We start from the raw sequence: 20,800 nt of genomic DNA, 5'->3' as shown, positions 1-20,800 counted from the left end.
GGGCAAATGTGGCTGGAAGTGAAGCACCTCTAACTCTCGCGAACAAGGGATCAACTTGATATTGACTGGCACTGGACGCAGGGGTGAGTTCTCTCTAACTTGACAGAGTTCGACTCGCGCGGAGGTGAAGATGAACGAGCTGCACACCGGCCTGCCGGCACGGTCCCCACATCCGGCCCACCGGTCTCCCGGGCTCCCCGACGAATCAGCCAAGGACGGCGCCGCCCGCGTGCTGCGCCATGCGGCGACGCTGCTCCATCCCCGGATCCCCGCCTTCGCCGAATCGGCCCTGACGGAGCTGCGCAGCGTCAGCTCCTACTACGGGAACCCCCTGCTGTCCCCACCCGACCTGCGGGAATCCGCCCACACCGCACTGGAGTGCTTCGTCGGCGGGATGGTGGACCCCAGCCGCATGTCGGAGTCCGGCGAATACGCCTGGCACACCGGCGGCAGACGGGCAGAGGAGGGCGTGCCCCTCCAGGCCGTCCTGCACGCCTTCAGGGTCGGGGGCGCCGAGATCTGGGACACCCTGGTCGGCCTCGTCATGCGCGACTGCCCCGAGCAGGGGCATCTGATGGCGTTCGCCGCCAACGAGGTGTGGGGCCGGGTCGACCGCGACACCGCCCTGGTCGTCGAGGCGCACCGGCGCGCCGCCGGCCGTCTGCCCGAGGACGACGGTCGCAAGCGGCTGCCGCTGCTGAAGATCCTGCTGAGGGGGTACACCGAGGCCACCCGGGTGTCGGCCATCGCGGTCGCGCTCGGCCTGCCGCTGCACGCCCGCTACGCGGTGGTGCTGCTCCGTGGCGCCACCGCGGAGCGCTCCGTGACGGAGCCGGCCCGAGAGGTGCGCGACGGGATGGAGCTGCACTGGTGTCCCCAGGAGGACGGCCTGGCCGTGGTGGCCCTTCTCGGTGACCGCTCCGTCGAGGACCTCGCGACGGCGATCGCGATGCCACCGGGACTGCGCGGCGGGATCAGTACCGTCGTGTCCGGCCTCATGGAGCTCGGGCGCGCACGGGAGCTCGCGGAGCTCGCCCTGAGCGGCTGCTCGACGGACGGCCAGCTCACCTGCCTCGCGGACCGGCTGCCCGGGGCGTTCATCCTCGCCCGCCCGGATCTGGCCAAGGAGTTCTCCGTCCAGGTCCTCGGCGCCGTGCTGGAGGCGGACCCGGTGGAGCGTGATCAGCTGCTGGCCACGCTGGCGGCCTGGCTGGACTGTCAGGGCTCGACGGAGGAGGCGGGCAAGCGTCTGTACTGCCACCGCAACACCGTGCTCAACCGGCTGCGCCGGCTGGAGCGGCTCACGGGGCGGCTGCTGGCCCGCCCGCGGGACGTGGTCGACCTGGCGTTCGCGCTGGAGTCGCACCGGCTCATCGAAGGACAGAGCCCATGAGTGAGCAAGGGTTAACTTTCTGGTACGTATCCGCTTTCCTGCGGAGGCTTGGAGTAGGACATGAGGGTGAGCAGGTGATCACCCGAATGCTCGGGTGCGGTAGTTTTCCCAGATGACCGACAGCGAGGGACGAGCGGCGATGCAGACCGAGGGGACCAGGCGGAGGACCGCACGCAGGCCTCCTGACCGCAAGGCCCGGATCGTCGCCGCCGCGGCCGGTCTCTTCCGTACCCGTGGCTATCACAACGTCTCCCTGGCCGACGTGGCGAGCGAGGTGGGGATCACCGCCCCCGCCCTCTACCGGCATTTCCGCGGCAAGCCCGACCTGCTGCTCCACGTTGTGGAGTCCACCGTCGCCGCGGTCGCCGCGTCCGTCGCGGCCGCTCCCGACCTCGACACCTATCTCCGCGCGTGCGCTTCCGAGACCCAGGATCGCCGCGGGTCGGCCGTCCTGTGGCAGCGTGAAGCGCGCCACCTGCCGGAGGAGCGCCGCAAGGAACAGCGTCACGCGCTGAACGGCGTCGCCGAGGCGATCGGCGAGCTGATCCACCGCGCCCGGCCCGAACTGGGCCACGCCGACCGGCAGCTGCTCGCCTGGTCCGTCCTCGCCGTGTACGGCTCCGTCTCCTGGCACCGCACGTCGCTCCCCCGCCGCCGCTTCGAGGAGCTGCTGTACCGGCTCGCGTACGCCGCGGCGCACTGCCCGCTCGGAACCAGCCCGGCCACCGGGACCGCGCCGGCGCCGGGCGGTTACGCGGGCCTCACGATGTCCCGGCGCGAGGAGATCCTCGTCGAGGCGATCCGGCTCTTCGACGAGCGGGGTTTCCAGTCGGTGAGCACCGACGACATCGGCGAGGCCGCCGGCGCGACGGGCCCCAGCATCTACAAGCACTTCCCCACCAAGACGGACCTGCTGGTCGCCGCCGTGATGCGGGGCGGCGAGCAGCGCCGCGCCGGTACGGCACAGGCACTCTCCGAGGCAGGGACCCCGCACGAGACGCTGGAGCGGCTGCTGCGCTCGTACGTCGACTTCGCCGTCGGCCAGAGCCACCTGATCGGTCTGCTGATCGGCGAGCTCGACCAGCTGCCGGAGAAGGAACGCAAGGCGGCACGCCAGACCCAACGCGAGTACCTCGGGCTCTGGGTGCGACTCCTCGACGAGGTGCGCCCCGGTCTCGACCCGGCAGAGGCGAGGATCACGGTCGTCGCCGTCCTCACCGTCATCGACAACGCGGCGCGGACGGGCGCTTCAGGCGATCGCCCGGACCTCGCCGATCGACTGACCGAGATCGGCTCCGCCGTTCTGCTGGCGGAGAGCACCGCCGACCGGGCGTAAGGGTGCTCCCGCGCCCCCCGGTCACGGGGTCACGAGCGGGAAATGGGGGTCGAAGGTCTCGATCACGGCCCCGAGCGCGGTGAGCGCCGCCATGTCGCCCTCGGTGGTCAGGCCGTGCCGCTCGACGGCTTCGGCAGCACGGCCGGGGGCGAGGAGAAGCCCGGCGAGCGCGGCCTTGGGGCCCTTCACCGTCAGCTGCGCGTCGCCGGCGTGGCCGGGGCGGGCGTTCAGGACACCGTTGCGCACCCACATGGTCCACTCCCCGCCGGAGTCGGCGAAGGTGAAGTCGATGCGGATGTCGGCGTCGACGGCTTTCGCACCGTCGACGTGGACGCCGACGAAGTCGAAGAGCAGATCGACGGGCATGGCCAGGATGGTGTCGATGCTGTCGGTGTGGACACCGCCCTCCGCCCGCACGCCCTCGCGGAGTTCCTGCGCGGCGGTGAGGAAGATGGCCCGGTACTGCGGGACTTCGGCCTGGTACCCGAGCTGTTCGTAGGCGTCGGCCTGGAGGTTCCTGGCCTCGGTGTCGTCGGGGTCGGCGAAGACGAGGTGGTGGAGGACCTGGACGGCCCACCGGTAGTCGCCGCCGTCGATCGCGTCACGGCCCTCCTGGAGGATCCTGTCGCGGCCGATGAGGTCGACGTGCCGCCTGGCGTGGTCCTGGGGCAGCAACGGCATGATGGTGGCCGGATCCCCGTCCCAGAAGCCGAGTTCCTTGTGGAAGACGGCGCGCACGTTGTGGTGCAGGCCGCCGTGGTAGTAGCGGTTGAACCACTTCTTCCCGATGGCATCGGGCAGTTCGACGATCTCGGCGGCCTCCAACGGCGTCAGGCCCTGGTTGGCGAGGCGCAGCGCCTGGTCGTGGATGTACTTGTACATGTCGCGCTGGGACTCGAGGAACGCCACGACGTTCTCGTTGCCCCACACCGGCCACGTGTGCGGGCCGTAGTGGACCTCGGCTTCCTCGCCCCAGCGGACCAGGGTCTCGTCCAGATAGCGGGCGAAGTTCCGGGCGTCGCGCGTGCGGGCGCCGCGGATGGTCTGGATGTTGTGCATGGTGTGGTTGGCGTTCTCCGCGCAGGTGAGCGCCTTGATCGCGGGGATCCAGATGTGCATCTCCTCCGGCGCCTCGGTGTCCGGGGCGTAGAAGAACTCGAACTCCCAGCCGCCGAGCGTACGCGTCTCGCCCGTCCGGGTGACGGGGTCGGTGGGCGGGATGTAGCTGAACTTCGTGCGGAAGCCGTCGTCCTCGGACCCGATGCCGCCGGTGACCACCCCGCAGTCGCAGTGCGGCAGCAGCAGCCCGAAGGTGTACGCCATGCGGCGGGACATCGCGTTGCCGGTGATGACGTTCTCGCCGATCGCGTGCTTGTTGAACGACTCGATCGTGCCCGGTGCGATGATCGGGATCTTGCCGGAGGCGACATCGGCCTCGTCGACGATCCCCTTGATCCCGCCGTAGTGGTCGAAGTGGGTGTGGGTGTAGATCGCGGCCACCACCGGTTTGTCGTTCCTGGTCTCGCGCCGGAACAGTTCAAGACTGGCCTTCGCCAGTCCGACGTCGGTACCGAAGTCGATGACGACGAGACCGTCCGGGGCGTCCACGATCGTGATGTTCGCGCTCAGCCGCACCTGGTAGAGACCCTCGACGACCTCGTAGAGGCCCTCCCGCTTGATCAGCTGGGACTGCCGCCACAGGCTCGGGTTCACCGAGTCCGGGGCCGGCGCGTCGTCCGCGACGTAATCGAGCATCCGCCCGTCCCGCAGCAGGTCGCCCTCGGCGCTGTACAGCTTCTCCGGGAAGGCGGCGACGAACCCGCGATCCACGTCGGCGAAGTCGGCGCGGTCCCCCATCGCGTACGCGGCTTCCGCGGCCTTGTTGATCTCTGCGGTGAAGGACGACGCCTGCTGTGAACCGGCCACCCTGATCTCCGTCCCCTACACGAAGCGCCAAAAGTCATAAATGCAACAACTCGGACGGTAGTAGGCGACTCACTCCGTCGCCACCGCACCCCGTGATGCCTCCGCACGTTGTGCCGCGTCCCATCGGAACCGTCGTCGCGAGGGAGCCGGCACACGATCGGCCCGCGCGGCCGTGGCGGGGCCCTGTACCCCTGGACGCCGATCTCACCGGCGCCGCATGCTGCGGGCCTCCGGCCTGTGCGAAGCGGGGCGACCCTCCCGGATCGTCCACCGCCACCAAGCCCGTCACCGCGGCTCCGCGCGACGATCAGCTGTTCACGGCCGGCCTCACTTCTCGCTCCGTACAAGAAAGCGGGCCGCATGAGCTCGTCCTCCCCACCCCAAACCCCGTCCCCGCCTCCGACAGCGGCGTCGTCCGGTGCGCTGGAGGTCCAGGGCCTCTCCGTGACGTACGGACGGTCGGTGACCGCGCTCCACGACGTGTCGCTCAGCGTCCCGACCGGGGGCATCGTGACGATGCTCGGCGCGAACGGCGCCGGCAAATCCACCCTCCTTCGCGCCGTGTCCGGCACCCTGCCGCTGCACTCCGGATCCGTGAGCGGCGGCCGCGTCGCCTTCGGCGGGGTTCCCCTGACAGGCCGCCCGGCGGCCGACGTCGTGGCCGCCGGCGTGGTGCAGGTTCCCGAGGGCCGCCGCGTCTTCGCCGGGCTGTCCGTCGCCGACAACCTCAGGGCCGGACGCCTGGGCGTCCGCGGCCGAGGCCGCGAGGACGCCCGCCGGGCCACCGCCGAGGTGTACGAGCTCTTCCCGGTCCTCGCAGAGCGGCGCGGGCAGGCCGCCGGGCTGCTCTCCGGCGGTGAACAGCAGATGCTCGCCATCGGGCGCGCCCTGATGGCACGGCCCCGGCTGCTGCTGCTCGACGAGCCGTCCCTAGGCCTCGCGCCCCTCGTGGTCGCCAGGATCGCCGAGGTGGTCCGGCACATCAACGCACAGGGCACCGGCATCCTGCTGGTCGAACAGAACGCGGCCCTCGCCCTGGAGCTTGCGGACCACGCCTACGTGCTCGACGTCGGCCGGGTCCGGCTCGAAGGACCCGCCGCGGAGCTGTCCCGCTCCGACGAGGTCCGCCGCCTGTACCTCGGTGAGCGCCCCGAGAGCGACGATCCGCAGTTCGACGGCGACGAGGACGAGGCGGAATCCGTCGCCCCGCTGGGCAGGTGGTCCCGTTGATCCGCGATCTGCTGCGCCACGCCGCCTCCCCCGCCACCACGTACCCGAGCCACGAAGCGCCGACGCTGACCGTCGAGGACGTGACCGTACGATTCGCCGGCCTGACCGCCCTGGACGGCGTCGGGTTCACCGTCGCACCGGGCAGTGTCCACGCGTTGATCGGCCCGAACGGGGCCGGCAAGTCCTCCTGCTTCAACGTCCTCTCTGGGGTCTACCGCGCCGCGAGCGGCAGCGTGCGCTTCGGCGAGGCCGAGCTGACCGCCCTTCCACCGCACCGGATCGCCGCCCTGGGCGTGGCCCGGACCTTCCAGAACATCGTCCTCACCCGGGGAACCGTCGCGGACAACCTGATGCTGGGCCGCCAGACCCTGACCCGGGCCGGATTCACCGCCACGGCGCTGCGCCTCCCGAGCGTGGTGCGTGAACAGCGCGAGCACCGCGAACGGGTGCGGGACATCGCCGAGTTCACCGGGCTCGGAGCACTCTTCGACGCACCGGTCGCCCTCCTGTCGTACGGGGACCGCAAGCGGGTCGAACTCGCCCGGGCACTCTGCATGGAACCGAGGCTGCTGCTCCTCGACGAGCCCGTGGCGGGCATGAACACCACCGAACGCCTCGGCATGGCCCGCACCATCGCCCACATCAGGGACGCCCTCGGCATCTCCGTCCTGATCGTCGAGCACGACATGGGGATGGTGATGCGGATGGCGGACGAGGTGACCGTCCTGGACTTCGGCCGCCGGATCGGCGGTGGAACGCCGGAGGCCGTACAACGTGATCCAGCGGTCGTCCAGGCGTACCTGGGCGGCGGTCCCGCCGACACGGCGGTCGACGACACCGCCCCGGATTCCGCCCCTGAACCCGGTGCCCCGCACGTGGAGGAAGCCTCATGAACACGCTGATCCAGACGCTGTTCAACGGCGTGGCCCTCGGCTCCGTCTACGCTCTCGTGGCCCTCGGCTTCTGTCTCGTCTTCAAGGCGTCCGGCGCGGTGAACTTCGCCCACGGATCGCTGCTGTTGCTGGGCGGCTACCTGGTCGCGGTCCTGCACGAGCCGCTCGGCTTCACCGGCGCGCTCGCCGTCGCCGCGGCCGGGACAGCGGCCGCCGCGGCACTCGAAGCACTTGTCCTGCGCCGGGTGGCGCGGGCGAACGGTCCTGCCGTGCCCACCATCCTGACCATCGGCGTCGACATCCTCCTGCTCACCGAACTCGCCCGCCGGATCGGCGGCGACGTCCTCGGCACCGGCGACCCCTGGGGAGCCGCCGTCCTCACCATCGGTGACGTGACCGTCGCCCAGGCCAGGATGTACTCGCTCCTTGCCGCCGCGCTCCTGGTCGGCGCGTTCCTGGCGGCCTTCCGGTGGACGGGCTGGGGCCTGTCCATGCGCGCGTACTCCTCCGACGCCGAAGCCGCCGCCCTGATGGGCGTACGAGGCGACCGGCTGCGCATGAGCGCGTGGCTGCTCGCGGGTGCGCTGGCCGCGGTGGCCGCCGTGTTCCTGGCGGCGTTCCCCGGCACCGGCATCGACCGGACCACCGGCCAGATCGCCCTCGCCGCCTTCCCCGCGGCGGTGCTCGGCGGACTCGGCTCGGTCGGCGGCGCGCTGCTGGGCAGTCTGCTGGTCGGCATGGCGGAGGCTCTGGCGACCGGCTATCAGCAGCAGTTGAGCGGTCTCGGCTCCGGCCTCGCCGAGGTCGTCCCGTACGCCGTGATGGTGCTGGTCCTGATCGTCCGGCCGCAGGGCCTGCTCGGAGCCAAGGAGTCCACCCGTGTCTGACCCTTCCACGAAGGCCCCTACGTCCCTGGTGCACCGGCTGCGCGCTCTCGGCCCCCGGCGGATCGTCGCTCTGGCCGGCTGCCTGCTACTCCTCGCCCCGCCCCTCTATCTCTCCTCCTTCTGGCTGCAGACCGGGCTGTTCGCCATGGTCGCGGTGATCGCCGCCATCGGCCTGAACCTTCTGGTGGGAACGGCCGGACAGCTCTCCCTCGGCCATGCCTTCTTCCTGGCGGTGGGGGCGTACGGCTACACCTGGCTCGCCGACGACCCCCACCGCTCGGGAACGACGGAGCTCTCGGGCCTCGGGCTTCCCCCGCTGCTCGCGTTCGTCGCGGCGGTGCTGCTCGCCGGTGTGGCGGGCGCCGCCTTCAGCCCCCTGTCGGGTCGGCTGCGCGGCATGTACCTCGGGGTCGCCACGCTGGCCCTGATCTTCTTCGGCCACCACGCGATGCTCAACGCCGAGTCGTACACGGGCGGTTTCAACGGCCGGACGGTCCCCGACATGGAGATCCTCGGGCTGAGCCTGGGAGACGCCGACGACGGCCTGGCGGTGCTCGGCGTGCCGTTCGGCGGTCTGGAGCGGCTCTGGTACTTCGGCCTGGTGCTGGTCGCGGTGGCCGCCCTGGCGGCCAGGAACCTCCTCAAGGGCCGTCCCGGCCGGGCCCTCGGAGCACTGCGCGACAGCGAGGTGGCCGCCGCCGTGATGGGGGTCCCCGCCGCCCGCTACCGCGCCGCCGCCTTCACCGTCTCGTCGATGTACGCCGGGGCCGCCGGAGCACTCCTCGCCCTGGCCGCCCAGCGGGTCGTACCCGACTACTTCAGCCTGCTGCTGTCCATGGACATGCTCGCGATGATCGTGATCGGCGGTCTCGGCTCCGTGGCGGGCGCGGCGGTCGGGGCCGTCTTCGTCAGCGTGCTCCCGCAGCTGCTCTCCCACTACTCCGACGCCCTTCCGCTGGTGGTGTCCGCCGGGTCCTCCGAGCCGGGCCTCGGCTCGGCCGACGCCGCGCGCTTCCTCTACGGTGCCGCGCTGGTCCTGACCCTGGTCTTCGCCCCGGGAGGACTCGTCAGCCTCCGCGGCGGGCGGGCCGCCCGCGTCCTGCGGGGTCTGCCACGGCCGCGTCGCCCGGCCCCCACCGCGCTGTCCACCTTCCCCCAGCCTTCCGCCGGTGCCACCACCGGCGGCGACACCCTCAAGGAGCACACACCGTGAACCGCAGAAAGACCCTCGCAGCCGCCGCGGCGGCCACCTCCCTGGCCGTCGTCCTGGCCGGCTGCAGCACCAAGGGCGGCGAATCGGCCTCGTCCACCGACAAGGCGGGCATCAAGACGGGCCCCGGCATCACGAACGACAAGATCAGCGTCGGGGTCCTGACCGACCTGAGCGGTCCGGTCGCGCCGCTCGGCAAGAGCGCCCTCCAGGCCGAGCAGCTCTATCTGAAGCAGGTGAACGCCGCGGGCGGCGTCTGTGGACGGACGATCGAGCTGGTGGTCCGCGACCACGGACTCGACGTGCAGAAGGCCGTCGCCGCCTACGCCGAGGTCGAGCCGCAGATCGCGGCGCTCGGCCAGCTGAGCGGCTCGGCGCAGACCGCGGCGCTGCTGGACGGCATCGAGAAGGACAAGCTCCAGTCGATCCAGATCGGTGCCTCCGGCACCGTCCTGGGCAAGCCCCACCTGCGCCTGATGGCCAGCACGTACGACATCGACATGGTCAACGGTGTCGGCTTCCTGGTGAAGGCCGCGAAGCTGAAGAAGGGCGACAAGGTCGGTCACGTCTTCATCGAGGGCGAGTACGGCGGCAACGCGGCCGAGGGCGCCAGGTTCGCCGCCCAGAAGGCCGGTCTCACGCTCGTCGCGCAGACCGTGAAGCCCACCGACAAGGACCTCACCGCGCAGGTGACCGCGCTGCGCGCGGCGGGCGTCAAGGCCATCGTGTTCAGCGGCGTCCCGGCCCAGACCGCGTCGCTCGTCGGCGTCGCGGCCGCCACCGGCCTGAAGGTGCCGGTGCTCGCCAGCGCCCCGGCCTACGTGCCCCAGCTGCTGGCCACACCGGCGAAGCCGGCCCTGGAGAAGCTGCTGTACGTGGCCAGTCCCTGGCCCGCCCTGAGCGTCGACGAGCCGTCGGTGAAGAAGCTGGTCGACGACTACACCAAGGCGTACCCCAAGGATCCGGTGAACCAGGCGGCGCAGGCCGGCAACGGGGCCGCCTCCCTCCTCGTGGGCACCCTCAAGGCGGCCTGCGAGAAGAAGGACCTCAGCCGCGACGGCATCAGCAAGGCCCTGCGCAGCCTCACCGCGTACGCCGAGGGCTTCCACGAGCCGCAGGACTTCTCCGACCCGGCCAAGGCGTCCAGCACGAAGACGTACATCGCCCAGCCCGCCGCGGGCGTCCCCGGCGGCATGAAGCAGATCCAGGACGCCACTGAGGACCCGGCACTCGCCGAGTACCTCGCCGCGCACGGAAGCTGATACATCGGGCGCGGTGACATGACTGCACGGGACGCCGAACGGCGTCCCGTGCAGTCGTCGTTGCGCCCCTGCCCGGCTGCTGGGCCGGGATCCGGTTCCGCCCGGGAGCCGTCGTCCGCGGCCTGCTCCAGGCCGGTGCCGGTGCCGTGGCAGGAGTTCCATGCCGTCCCCCGGGACCGGGCCCGCGGGGGCGGTGGTCACAGGCCTGGGAGCGGCGAGTCCGCAGTGGACTCGCCGCTCCGGAAGCCCCGCCCAGAGGGCTCGGTCAGCTGGCCAGCTTGATCCGCAGGATGCTGCCCGACGCCTGGGTGACGTAGAGGACCCGGCTCTGGTCCTCGCCGGGGAACTTGCTGAACCGCACACTGGTGGGGTTGTCCAGGAAGGCGTTGGCGACCACGCAGTGGCTGCCATCCGCCGGGTTCACCCGCAGCAGCTTGTCGGAGAGGAAGCCGACCGCGTACAGGTAGCCGTCCGGACCGTAGGTCAGGTCGTCGAGGCCTTGGGTGGCGACCATCGAAAGCCTGGCGATCACCCGCGCCTGGGCGGGGTCGGCCAGCGGAATCGCGGTGATCGGCGACGTGGGGTCGGACGTCGAGGTGGCGTAGAGGGTGTCGCCGGCCACCACGGCGCCGTTCAGGCCCCACTGATCGGCGGCCTGGCTCCAGGCGGTGTCCAGCGAGCCATCGGGGCGGATCTTCACCACGCCGTCGTGGGGGCCCGTCTCGGTGCTGCCCGCGTTGGTGACGTAGTAGTTGCCCTCCGCGTCGAACGCCCCGCCGTTGGCCATCTTGAGGTCGCTGACGAAGCGCACCCGCGGCGCCGCCGCGTTCTGCGGGTCGAGGCGGTCCACCGCCGCCCGCCCGTTCTCCTGAAGTATCTGCTCCGCGAAGCCGTTGCCATGGTTGACGTAGAGCTGGCCGCCGTGGAGGCGCACCGCGCCGGGGTTGTCGGCGTAGCGGGTCTCCAGACGCGTCCCTGCGGAGTCGTACCGCTCCACCTGATCGCCGGTGTTGTTGCTGACCCACATCGTGCCCTGGGCGTCGAAGTCCAGGTTCTCGTACCAGTGGGTGAGAGCGGTGCCGCCGTGGTGGAAGACCGAGAGCTGCTTCTGCAGAGCACCCGGGCAGGGCAGATCAAGGGCGGCCGCCGGGGACGCGGAGGCGACGACCGTCGAACCGGTCACGGCAGCCGCCACAAGCAGGCCGGTCAGCCTTCGGCTACGACGTACGGCGCAGCGGATCATGTTGGGCATGTGCATGCGATTCCCTTGTCGTGGAGGTAAGACCGACCGGCGAATCGGGGGGGAGGAAGGAGTGGGGCTGGGTGCGTGCAGCTGCAAAGCTGAGGATTGAGGCATGGCGGAGCCATGGTGATCGACGACAACGCCGCAGATGCGCGTGCCCAGCCCCGCGACGCCGCCCCCCATTTGCCGGTCGGTCTAAGGACCGTCCGCCATGTTCCAGCCGCCACCGGCGGCGCGACAGGGTGATCACGACAAGCTGTCCCAAGTCTGTGGGAGGTCACACCGACAGCGCGACGACTTGGGTGCGGGCACCGCTTCAGCCGTCGCGGCGGCTATGAGGTCCGACCGGCTCAGCCACGCGCTTGACGCCCGCACTGTCGACCGACACACCGAAAACCGCGATGAGTTCGCCGCCCGCCCGGACCGCCCAGGCCTGTTCGCCCGCCACCCTGACGCAGCAGACGAAGGACCCGCTGGTCAGCTACTCATCGAAGAAGCTCGGGTTTTTCCGGGCTCCTTCGGCGAGGCGCACCACGCACCAGGAGACGCGAACCCGCGAAAGCCGCCCGCGGGTCTGGGCGGTTGGCGATCACGGCGGTGGGTGGGCAGGAGCTGGTGCCGTATCTGCGGTCCGCCGGATCTTCCGTGATGCGCGGAGCGCGGGAGGGCGGACTGTCGCCGAGCGGATACCGGGCCTGAGCTTCGAGGACCTGCGGTGACTTCCGCACATCGGGTCGCCGGCCTGGGCATGGGCCGGAAGCTGAGGCGACCTTCGCCGACCATGCGCCCCGGCCCAGGTGGCTTCCGGACGTGACCGCTCGCCGGGTCGCACGACCAGCGGGACTGTGACGCGTGGAACTTCTCGGGGCCTGCCGTTGTGCCGGGCCACCGGATTCGGCACGGGGGACCGCCGGTCGTGCACGAAGTCTTGTCCGGTCGTGGGGGAGCCGCTGATGGTCTCCTCAGCACCCGCCGCCGCGGCGCCGGGCCGGGCCTCCCCTGTGCTTACGGGAGGGACCGGGCCCGCTCTCGTGTCGGCCGCCCCCAAGAATGGAGCCATCCGTGAACAGACGTTCGCATGCCACGGCCCGCCGGTCGTGGGCCCGCACGCTCGGTGCCAGTCTCGTGGCCGCGTTCGTGGCCGCCCTGCTCGCCCCCGCCCCGGCCGCCTCGGCCGCGGCGGAGCCGTCGCTGAACACCCCGGTCGCCACCCTCGACGCGGCCCTACGCTGTCCCTCCTCCTTCGCCCACCCCGACCGTGAGCCGGTGTTGCTGGTCCACGGCACCAGCTCCACCTATGACGAGAGCTGGGGCTGGAACTACGCCCCGGCCCTTCGCGACGCGGGCTACGACGTCTGCGGCGTCGAGCTCCCCAACCGGACGATGGGCGACATCCAGGACTCGACCGAGTACGTCGTCCACGCCATCAACAAGATCCAGGCCGCCACCGGCCGCAAGGTCGACGTCATCGGCCACAGCCAGGGCAACATGCAGATGCGCTGGGCGCTCAAGTGGTGGCCGAGCCTGCAGGCCAAGGTCGACGACGCGGTCTTCCTGGCCAACCCCGGCCACGGCATCGGCGCCGGCAACCTCTTCTGCGTCGGCTGGTGCGCACCGGCGCTGCATCAGTTCAGCGTCGGATCCAACTTCCTCGCCGCCCTCAACGCCGGCGACGAGACCCCCGGCGCCGTCTCCTACACCAACATCTACAGCCTCACCGACGAGGCGATCATCCCCTTCACGACAGCGCCCCTGGACGGTGCCAAGAACATCGCGGTCCAGGACGTCTGCCTCGGCCGCGTCGTCGCCCACTTCAGCATGCTCTACGACGCCGTCACCTACAAGCTGGTCCTGGACGCCCTGTCGCACGACGGCACGGCCATCCCCAGCCGGCTGCCGTTCGGCAAGTGCCTGGACGTCAACCTCCCGGGCGTCTCGGCCGCCGAGGCCACGGCGGCCACGGCGATCACCGCCGCGCAACTGAGCGGAGAACTCCTCAACGCCACGAAGGTCCCGGCCGAGCCCCCGCTGCGGGCCTACGCCTCCTGACGCGCCGCCCGAAGCACGAAAGCGGGCCCGTGCCGCCCACCCGGCGGCGCGGGCCCGCAGCGCGTTCAGGCAGGATGTGCGTCCAGTGCTTGGGGCCCTCGCCGCCGTCGTCGGGCAACAGCAGCGGGATGTCACGGCGGCCCGACGGTGACCGCCGGCGCGACATGGATGGGCCGGTTCGTCCCGGAGCCAGCGCGGATCTTCACACGGAGCCACACCGGACGACGAGCTTTCCGACGTGTCGGCCGTGTTCGAGATCGTCGTGAGCCTTCCCGGATGTCGTCGAGTGCATAGACGTGAAGAGGGCCCGGGGTGGTGAATCCGGCGGCGATGTCGTCGAGGCGGAGCTGAAGGACATCGGCCGGCAGGTCGCCCGCTTCCCCCGAGTAGGCGGTCAGGCGGACACTCCGCGGGAGGTAGCCGATCGGGTAGAAATCGGGCACGGTCCACTGGTTGGACAGCATTCCCGTGAAACAGACCGTTCCGTGCACGGCGGTCGCCCTCAGGGTGTCGGGCAGGGTGGGCGTCCCCACGAGCTCCAGTGCGGCGTCGACGCCCGAGGGGACGACCTCGCGGACCTGATCGGCGATCCTGCCGTCGTCGACGAGCGGGTGGTGCACTCCGTGGTCGGTGAGCACCTGGAGGCGGTCGGGGTGGCGCGTGGTGGAGAGGACCGTCGCCCCACGCTCGCGGGCGAGCGTGGGCGTGGCGAGGCCGAGTGCCGACGTTCCGCCCCGGATCAGCAGGGACTGTCCGGGGCCCAGGTCGAGGCCCACGGTGAGGGAGCCGAGGGCGGTCTGGAGGGTCTCCGGGACGGCACCGATGACTTCCCAGGGCAGGTCGGAGTGGAAGGGGATCACCTGGGAGGCCGGCACGACGGTGTACTCGGCGTACCCGCCGTCGAAAACGCGCCCCATGCCGCCCATCATGGTCGCGACCTGCGTGCCCCGGGGGAGAAGCCCCCTGGGGTCGACGTCGATCGTGCCGACGGCCTCGATGCCGAGAACCCGGGGGAAGGTGACGCCTGGGCCAGGCCGAGCCGGGTGTGGGGTTCCGAGCGGTTCAGGCCGAAGGCCTCGACCTTGATCCGAACCCATTCCGAAGGAGGCTCGGGGACGGGCCGCTCCACCACCTGAAGGCGCTCGATGCCGCCAGGGCGGTCGAGGACGACGGCACGCGTGGGTCCGGTCATGCCCACGGCTCCTCGGATCGTTGCGGGTGGAAGTGGCGAAGTTCCCCGACGTCGGGCGCGAGGTCGGCGATGACGGCGCCGAAGTCGGGTTCACCGTCGACGGCGACACCGCTCATGCCGTGACTGGCTCCGCAGGCCACGTGACGGTCCACGCCGACGGGACGCGGAGTCCGGAGGAGAACCGAGAGCTGTTCGTCCTCGCCCGCACCTCCGACGGGTAGCGCATCGCGCGATACACGTTCAACAGGACCGCCCCGGCGCAGACGGACCTCTGCCCCTCTGCGGCCCTCAGTGCACGGCGGTGCGCTGAGCCGAGGTACCGAACCCGCGTCGGCCGGCACGCGCGAGGGCACTCTCCTCGTGTCGCGGGCCGTCGACAGTCTCGGCGAAGGACGTGCCTGCCTGGGTGAGGCCGCGTCGCAGGATCCTCGGGGTGGGGCACGAGCTGATCGGCGACCAGCTCGCCGATGAGGCCGCCAGTTGGCAGCCTAGAGCGGGCGAGGGCACCGACGGCTTCGGCTGCCCTGCGGAGCGCAGTGGGGCGACCGAGCCGAGAGAGGCCCGTACGAGCCGGGTCGGGCCCACTGTCGTGGCGGCTGTCCCCATAGGGAGCCATCCACGTGCCTCCTCCTTCGGCTCGCCGGCACGCATCAGCCCCGGGGCGCGGTTCGCGGCAACGCGGGGAGCACCTGGACACGATGCGCCGGTACGGGGCGGCGCCGACGCGCGCGGGCCCGTGCCGCCGGGCGGCACGGGCCCGTCGTCAGGGGCGGGGTCAGGACAGGGCGTAGGCACGCAGGGAGGGTTCGACCCAGACCTTGGTGGCGTTCAGGAGCTCCGCGTTCATGTTCGCGGCGGCGACCCCGGTCGCCGCGGTCGCCTCGGCGGCTGAGACACCGGGGAGGTTGACGTCGAGGCACTTGCCGAGCGGCAGCCGGCCGGGGTCGGCCGTGCCGGAGTGCGAGAGCGCGTCGACGACCAGCCCGTAGGCGACGGAGTCGTACAGGAAGCCGAAGTGAGTGACGGTGCGCCCGGGGCAGACGCTCTGCATCGAGATGTTCGCGGAGCCGCTCACCGGCGCGGTCGTGACGGGGACGATTGCCTCGTCGGTGAGGCTGTAGAGGTTGGTGTAGGAGACGGCGCCGGGGGTCTCGTCGCCGGCGTTGAGGGCGGCGAGGAAGTTGGATCCGACGCTGAACTGATGCAGTGCGGGGGCGCAGAGGCCCGTGCAGAAGAGGTTGCCGGCGCCGATGCCGTGGCCGGGGTTGGCCAGGAAGACCGCGTCGTCGACCTTGGCCTGCAGGCTCGGCCACCACTTGAGCGCCCAGCGCATCTGCATGTTGCCCTGGCTGTGGCCGATGACGTCGACCTTGCGGCCGGTGGCGGCCTGGATCTTGTTGATGGCGTGGACGACGTACTCGGTCGAGTCCTGGATGTCGCCCATCGACCTGTTGGGCAGGTCGACCGTGCAGACGTCGTAGCCCGCGTCGCGCAGCGCTGGGGCGTAGCCCCAGCCCCAGCTCTCGTCGGCGGTGGAGCTGGTGCCGTGGACGAGCAATACCGGCTCGCGGTCGGGGTGGGCGAAGGAGCTGGGGCAGTGCAGGGCCGCGTCGAACGTGGCGATCGGGGTGGCCAGCACCGGTTCGGCGGCCGCGTTGGCCGGAGAGGCGGGGCCGAGCAGGGCGACGACGAACATACCCACCAGGGCTGCAGCGAGGGCGTTCAGCCTCTGGTGTCGCGGGGTGTTGGACGGTCTGTTCAAGGTGACTCCTGTGAGTGGTGTCGTGTCCGGAAGGCCGCCCCGGGCGCATGCCTGAGGGGGCCTTCATCCAGGACACCGGAAGGGACGACGAGTGAATCGGAGGATCACCTTCCAGGCGCCGGTCAGGGCGGACAACCCTTCGCGCACAGCCTGGCGGGCTCCGCCGCGATTCGTGTGGGCGATCACAAGCGAACGTTCCGTGCGCTGCCTCCGGGCACAACGCGCGCCCGTCCGGCCTGGTCGGCAGCCTGTCGCCCGGCTTGACCCGCCCGCCGCCGGGCAGGACCGCACCGAGGTGACGCGCGTAGATATAGGGGGCGGTACTCCTGCGGCGCGAGGCCGCAGGCGTACCGCCCCTCCTCTCAGTCGCTCGTGGCGGCGTCTTCGATGAGCCGGTCGCGCAGCGCGGTCTTGAGGATCTTGCCGGTGGGCGTCAGCGGCAGGAAGTCGACCACGCGCAGGTCACGGACCTTCTGGTAGGGCGCGACGCGCTCGGCCACGTACACCATCAGCTCGTCGGCCAGCTCATCCGCTTCCGCGACGCCGGGGCGCAGGACGACGAAGGCGGCCGGGATCTCGCCCGCGTTCGCGCTCGGGGCGCCCACGACCGCGGCCTGGGCCACGGCCGGATGGCTGCAGAGGATCTCCTCCAGCGGCTGCGGATAGACGTTGTAACCCTTGTAGATGATCATGTCCTTGGCGCGTCCGACGAGGAAAAGATGGCCGTGTTCGTCGAGGCGCCCCATGTCGCCGGTGCGCAGCCAGCCGTCGGCGAACTGCTCCGCCGTCAGCTCGGGCTGCCCGTGGTACCCGTCGGCGACCTGTGGGCCGCTCGCCCACACCTCACCCGTCTCCCCCACCCCGAGGACGGCGTGCGTGTCCGGCGAGCGGATCTCGATGCGGGTGTCGAACACCGCGATGCCGACACTTCCCACCGGAGTCGCGACGGTCGGGTTCGGCGGGGCGCCGGCGAGCCCCATGCTCGCCTCGGTGAGTCCGTACCCCTCGCAGACCAGGGCGTTCGGGAAGACCTCGGCGAGGCGGCTCAGCGCCTTCGTGTCGATCGGCGCAGCTCCGGAGACGGCCATCAGCACCCGGGCGTAGTCGTGCTTGTCGAGGGCCGGGCTCGCGAGCAGGGCGTAGTACATCGCGGGGGACCCGGTGATCGCGGTGACACCATGGCGCTCGACGTCGGCGAGGAAGGCGTCCGGCTGGAAGCCGGCCACCATGACGGTGGTCTGCCCCAGGACGATGTTGACGCTCTGCGTGATCAGGCCCATGCCGTGGAAGAGCGGGGCGACGGCGATGGTGGCGCCCTCGCCCACCGGCAGCGCGTACGCGTTGAGGGCGTCGGGTACCGGCCGGAGGAACACGCCGCCCTCGGCGTCCTGCTCCGGCAGGGTCGCGGAGCGCAGACACGCCGCCTGGAGCACGGCGGCCACGGCGTTGCGGTGGAGCACGCGCACGGCCTTGGAACGTCCGGTGGTACCTCCGGTCAGCTGGAAGTGGGCGACCTGGTCCGGGTCCACCGCGCCACCGGTCAGCGGCGCGGAAGCGAGCAACTCCGAGAGAGGCAGGACTCCCTGGCCGGCGGACGGCTCGGAGTGCGGCGCCGGAGCGGCGGCGGAAGCGGGCACGTACACCGTGAACCGCACGCCGGGGGCGTCGACGTCGGCGAGCGCGGCGGCACACGCCGGGTGCGTGACGACCGCCCTGGCGTCGACATCCTGGAGCTGCTCGGTGAGCGCGCGGACCGGTTGAGCGGGGTTGACCGGGGCGACGGTCGCGCCGGCGCAGATCGCGCCGTAGTACGCCACGACGTACCAGAGCGAGTTGGGCATGTGCATCGCGACGACGTCGCCCGGGGCGATGCCCCGCTCCCGCAGCCCGCCCGCCACGCGCAGCGCGTGGTCATACAGCTCCGCGAAGGTCAGCGTCTCCTCGCCGTCGCGGACGGCGATCCGGCCGGAGAAGGACCGGGCGGCGCCCGCGAGCAACCGGTCGATCCCGGCATCCGGGTAGTCCAGGGACGGGGGCATGTTCTTCGGCCACGCTCTACTCATGGGGAACTCCTGTACTCCGGATGCCTGTCGAGATGGCCGCGGACCCCGGGGATCAGCACGTGAGTGCACGGGACACAGCCGAAGGGGAGGTGGATGAAATCCGCAAAGGCTTCACCAAGTGGCGGTCAAGTTAATCCCTGATAACCATCGTGTCCAGGTCTTGCCACGGTGGGCCGAACAGGCTTCCCCAGCGGGTACGGCACTCTCGTCCACACGGCGCCGACATCGGTGTGACCCGCCACAGGATGGCGGTCCCCCCTTGGGACCTCGCACACGATGCACCCGATCCGGGAGCTCCCGCCTCGTACTCGATGGACTCGATGGACGCGCGCCCCGCATGCTACGGCGGCCGATGCGCGTGAACACCCGCGCTCTCCCCTCCGTCCCCTTGGAGCCCCCTTGACGTACCCCGGCCGGCCGCGACCCGCTCCCCTGTTCACGCCGGATCCGCCACCCCCTACGGTCGCGGCCTCTCCCGCTGTCGCCACCGAAGGAGGTGACGCCGGTGACCTGTTCTCGGCGATCACCCGGGTCGGCGGCCGGTGGACGGGCCGAGCTGTTGTCGGCTACGCCCTGCTGGCCCTGGCCGCGTCGGCCGCGCCAGATGCCCTGGCCGAACCGATCGTGGGGCACCTCTCGCTCGCACTGGTACTGATCTGTCCCCAGGTACTGCTGATCGGCTGGGCACTGATGGGACAGATGCGCGAGTCGGAACGGCTCGACCTGTGGCACGACCGGAGGCTGTCGTGACAGCGGCGGCGTCCTTCGACGCTCCGGACTCGTTCTTCCCCGTGCTCACGACGTTTCTGAGCCTGTGCGGCTGCTTGTGGGTCATCAGCGGGGCCGCCGACGACGACGCCGCGATGTTCCCCTCGCGGTCTCCTGAGGAACCGGCCTGGCGCAGCGGCCTCGTCATCAGCGGCGGCGCCCTGTCCGCCGTGACCCTCATGGCTCTCATCGGCCTCGTCGCGCTGACCGGCTACGACGGGATGATGCTCTCCCTCGGGGTCGTCATGGGCCTCGTACTGCTGGCCCTGCTGTTCGCCGACCCCCTGCGAAGGGCGGGCGGGTACACGGTGGGCGACGCCCTCGCCCACCGCTTTCCCGAGCGCTCGGTCCGCCTGGCCATGGGCCTGGTGACGCTGTGCGTCTGCCTCCCCTACGTGGTGCTGCAGCTCACCGCCATCGGGTCGCTGTCGGCCTTCGTCCTCGGCCTTACCAGCACCGGGGCGAAGACGACGTGCATCCTCGTGATCGGCGGTGTCGTCGTCTCCCTCGCCGTGAGCGGCGGGGTCCGCGGCACCGGCCGTGTACAGCTCGTCAAGGTGCTGGTGCTGCTCCTGGTGATGACCGCGGCGGCCGTCCTCGTGCTCGACCGCTTCGGCTGGAATCCCAACCGGCTGCTGGGCGCGGCTGCCACGGGAAGCGGTCTGGGCGAGGCCTTCCTGGGGCCTGGTGTCCAGTACGGCGACGGTCCAATGGCGGTGGCGAACCGCTTCGGTCAGCTCATCACCGTGGCGCTGGCGGTGTGCTGCCTGCCGCACGTCACGATGCGTGTACTCGGTGCGCCACCCGGTCGGGCGACGCGCATGGCCATGCGCTGGGCCGTCGGGCAGCTGATCGCGATCTCGGCCCTGCTCGTGATCATCGGCCTCGGCGCTGCCGCGATCCTCGGCGGCCCGGCGCTGAGCAAGGCCGATCCCACAGGGAGCATGTCCCTGCTGCTGGTCACCCACGTGCTCAGCCCCGGCGGCATCCTCGTCTCGGCCGTCTTCAGCGCGGTGTTCCTCACCGCCCTGACCACCGTCGCCGACGTCATGCTCGCCGCCGCGACCTCGGTGGCCCGCGACCTGCTGCCGCGCCACCCACGGCCGGGCACCGAAAGCGTCCCTCGCCAGGACCGCCACGCCCGCTGGGCGGCGGCGGTCGTGGGTGCCGTCGCTGTCGCCCTGTCCGCACAGGCCGTCGGCTGGAACCTGCTCGTTCTCTCCACCCTGGCCCTGACCCTCACCGCCTCCGCCCTCGCGCCCGTTCTCGCGTACACGTTCCTGTGGCGCGGCTTCACCCGGCGCGGCCTCCTCTGGTGCGTCTACGGAGCGAGTGTGCTCACCCTCGCCCTGCTGGCCGTGTCCCCGCTGCTGTCCGGCTCGCCCATGGCCGCCTTCCCCGACAGGGACTTCCATGGGACCGCCCTCGTGAACCCCGGGCTCGTCACCGTTCCCGCCGGCTTCGCACTCGGCTGGCTCGGCAGCGTCCTCGACCGCAGGTCGACCAAGGTGGCCACGTACGAGAGTCTTGCCACCGCCGTCGTCTCCGGGGACCCGCAGCGATGAGAGCGGCGGACGGACCACACA

Annotated in this window: 14 protein-coding genes and 1 pseudogene; 10 read left to right on the top strand and 5 right to left on the bottom strand. The window is 71.1% G+C overall.

Annotated elements, in window-relative coordinates; all coding sequences use genetic code 11:
• The first annotated feature begins 130 nt into the window (after positions 1-130).
• Both ABZ621_RS18020 and ABZ621_RS18015 read left to right on the top strand, forming a co-directional pair.
• Entirely contained in the window at positions 131-1,393 is a 1,263-nt protein-coding gene (locus ABZ621_RS18020) for a helix-turn-helix domain-containing protein (RefSeq protein ID WP_360605492.1), read from the top strand.
• Between the two features lie 112 nt (positions 1,394-1,505).
• The gene (locus tag ABZ621_RS18015; protein ID WP_360605490.1) at positions 1,506-2,729 is read left to right on the top strand and encodes a TetR/AcrR family transcriptional regulator; all 1,224 of its coding nucleotides are present in this window, start codon (positions 1,506-1,508) and stop codon (positions 2,727-2,729) included.
• Positions 2,730-2,750: 21 nt separating this feature from the next.
• Here ABZ621_RS18015 and ABZ621_RS18010 read toward each other — a convergent pair whose 3' ends face one another.
• The gene (locus tag ABZ621_RS18010) at positions 2,751-4,655 is read right to left on the bottom strand and encodes an alkyl sulfatase dimerization domain-containing protein (RefSeq protein WP_360605488.1); all 1,905 of its coding nucleotides are present in this window, start codon (positions 4,653-4,655) and stop codon (positions 2,751-2,753) included.
• A 360-nt stretch (positions 4,656-5,015) separates the two neighbouring features.
• Between ABZ621_RS18010 and ABZ621_RS18005 the strand changes: the two genes are divergently transcribed.
• From ABZ621_RS18005 to ABZ621_RS17985, 5 genes are all read left to right on the top strand, one after another.
• Positions 5,016-5,885, top strand: a complete 870-nt coding sequence (locus tag ABZ621_RS18005; RefSeq protein WP_360605486.1) for an ABC transporter ATP-binding protein — start codon at positions 5,016-5,018, stop codon at positions 5,883-5,885.
• Between the two features lie 65 nt (positions 5,886-5,950).
• Positions 5,951-6,778, top strand: coding sequence for an ABC transporter ATP-binding protein (locus ABZ621_RS18000; RefSeq protein ID WP_360605628.1), 828 nt, complete (start codon positions 5,951-5,953; stop codon positions 6,776-6,778).
• Positions 6,775-7,665 carry a branched-chain amino acid ABC transporter permease gene (locus ABZ621_RS17995; RefSeq protein ID WP_360605484.1) on the top strand — a complete coding sequence of 297 codons (891 nt, stop codon included), beginning with the start codon at positions 6,775-6,777 and terminating at the stop codon, positions 7,663-7,665. Before ABZ621_RS18000 ends, ABZ621_RS17995 begins: the two co-directional genes overlap by 4 nt.
• A gap of 28 nt (positions 7,666-7,693) precedes the next feature.
• The gene (locus ABZ621_RS17990) at positions 7,694-8,878 is read left to right on the top strand and encodes a branched-chain amino acid ABC transporter permease (RefSeq protein ID WP_360605626.1); all 1,185 of its coding nucleotides are present in this window, start codon (positions 7,694-7,696) and stop codon (positions 8,876-8,878) included.
• Positions 8,875-10,137 carry an ABC transporter substrate-binding protein gene (locus ABZ621_RS17985; protein WP_360605482.1) on the top strand — a complete coding sequence of 421 codons (1,263 nt, stop codon included), beginning with the start codon at positions 8,875-8,877 and terminating at the stop codon, positions 10,135-10,137. The genes ABZ621_RS17990 and ABZ621_RS17985 overlap by 4 nt, the downstream gene beginning before the upstream one ends.
• A gap of 265 nt (positions 10,138-10,402) precedes the next feature.
• Here ABZ621_RS17985 and ABZ621_RS17980 read toward each other — a convergent pair whose 3' ends face one another.
• Positions 10,403-11,320, bottom strand: coding sequence for an SMP-30/gluconolactonase/LRE family protein (locus ABZ621_RS17980; protein ID WP_360605480.1), 918 nt, complete (start codon positions 11,318-11,320; stop codon positions 10,403-10,405).
• Between the two features lie 1,122 nt (positions 11,321-12,442).
• Between ABZ621_RS17980 and ABZ621_RS17975 the strand changes: the two genes are divergently transcribed.
• Positions 12,443-13,429, top strand: a complete 987-nt coding sequence (locus ABZ621_RS17975; protein ID WP_360605478.1) for an alpha/beta fold hydrolase — start codon at positions 12,443-12,445, stop codon at positions 13,427-13,429.
• A gap of 202 nt (positions 13,430-13,631) precedes the next feature.
• Here ABZ621_RS17975 and ABZ621_RS17970 read toward each other — a convergent pair.
• The 3 genes and pseudogenes from ABZ621_RS17970 to ABZ621_RS17960 form a co-directional block, all read right to left on the bottom strand.
• Positions 13,632-14,621 (bottom strand): annotated as a pseudogene (locus tag ABZ621_RS17970) (zinc-binding dehydrogenase).
• Positions 14,622-15,396: 775 nt separating this feature from the next.
• A complete protein-coding gene (locus ABZ621_RS17965; protein WP_360605477.1) occupies positions 15,397-16,383 on the bottom strand; it encodes an alpha/beta fold hydrolase in 987 nt (328 codons plus the stop codon).
• 362 nt (positions 16,384-16,745) lie between these two features.
• Positions 16,746-18,446 (bottom strand): class I adenylate-forming enzyme family protein, encoded by a 1,701-nt coding sequence (locus ABZ621_RS17960; RefSeq protein WP_360605475.1) that lies wholly within the window; start codon positions 18,444-18,446, stop codon positions 16,746-16,748.
• 399 nt (positions 18,447-18,845) lie between these two features.
• Between ABZ621_RS17960 and ABZ621_RS17955 the strand changes: the two genes are divergently transcribed.
• Both ABZ621_RS17955 and ABZ621_RS17950 read left to right on the top strand, forming a co-directional pair.
• Positions 18,846-19,196, top strand: a complete 351-nt coding sequence (locus ABZ621_RS17955; protein WP_360605472.1) for a hypothetical protein — start codon at positions 18,846-18,848, stop codon at positions 19,194-19,196.
• Entirely contained in the window at positions 19,193-20,779 is a 1,587-nt protein-coding gene (locus tag ABZ621_RS17950; RefSeq protein ID WP_360605470.1) for a hypothetical protein, read from the top strand. The genes ABZ621_RS17955 and ABZ621_RS17950 overlap by 4 nt, the downstream gene beginning before the upstream one ends.
• Positions 20,780-20,800: the final 21 nt, after the last annotated feature.

This window comes from Streptomyces sp. NPDC007863, from assembly GCF_040633895.1.
Taxonomy (GTDB): domain Bacteria; phylum Actinomycetota; class Actinomycetes; order Streptomycetales; family Streptomycetaceae; genus Streptomyces.
Note: the sequence above shows the minus strand (reverse complement) of the source record. Positions and strands in the feature narration are given on the sequence as shown.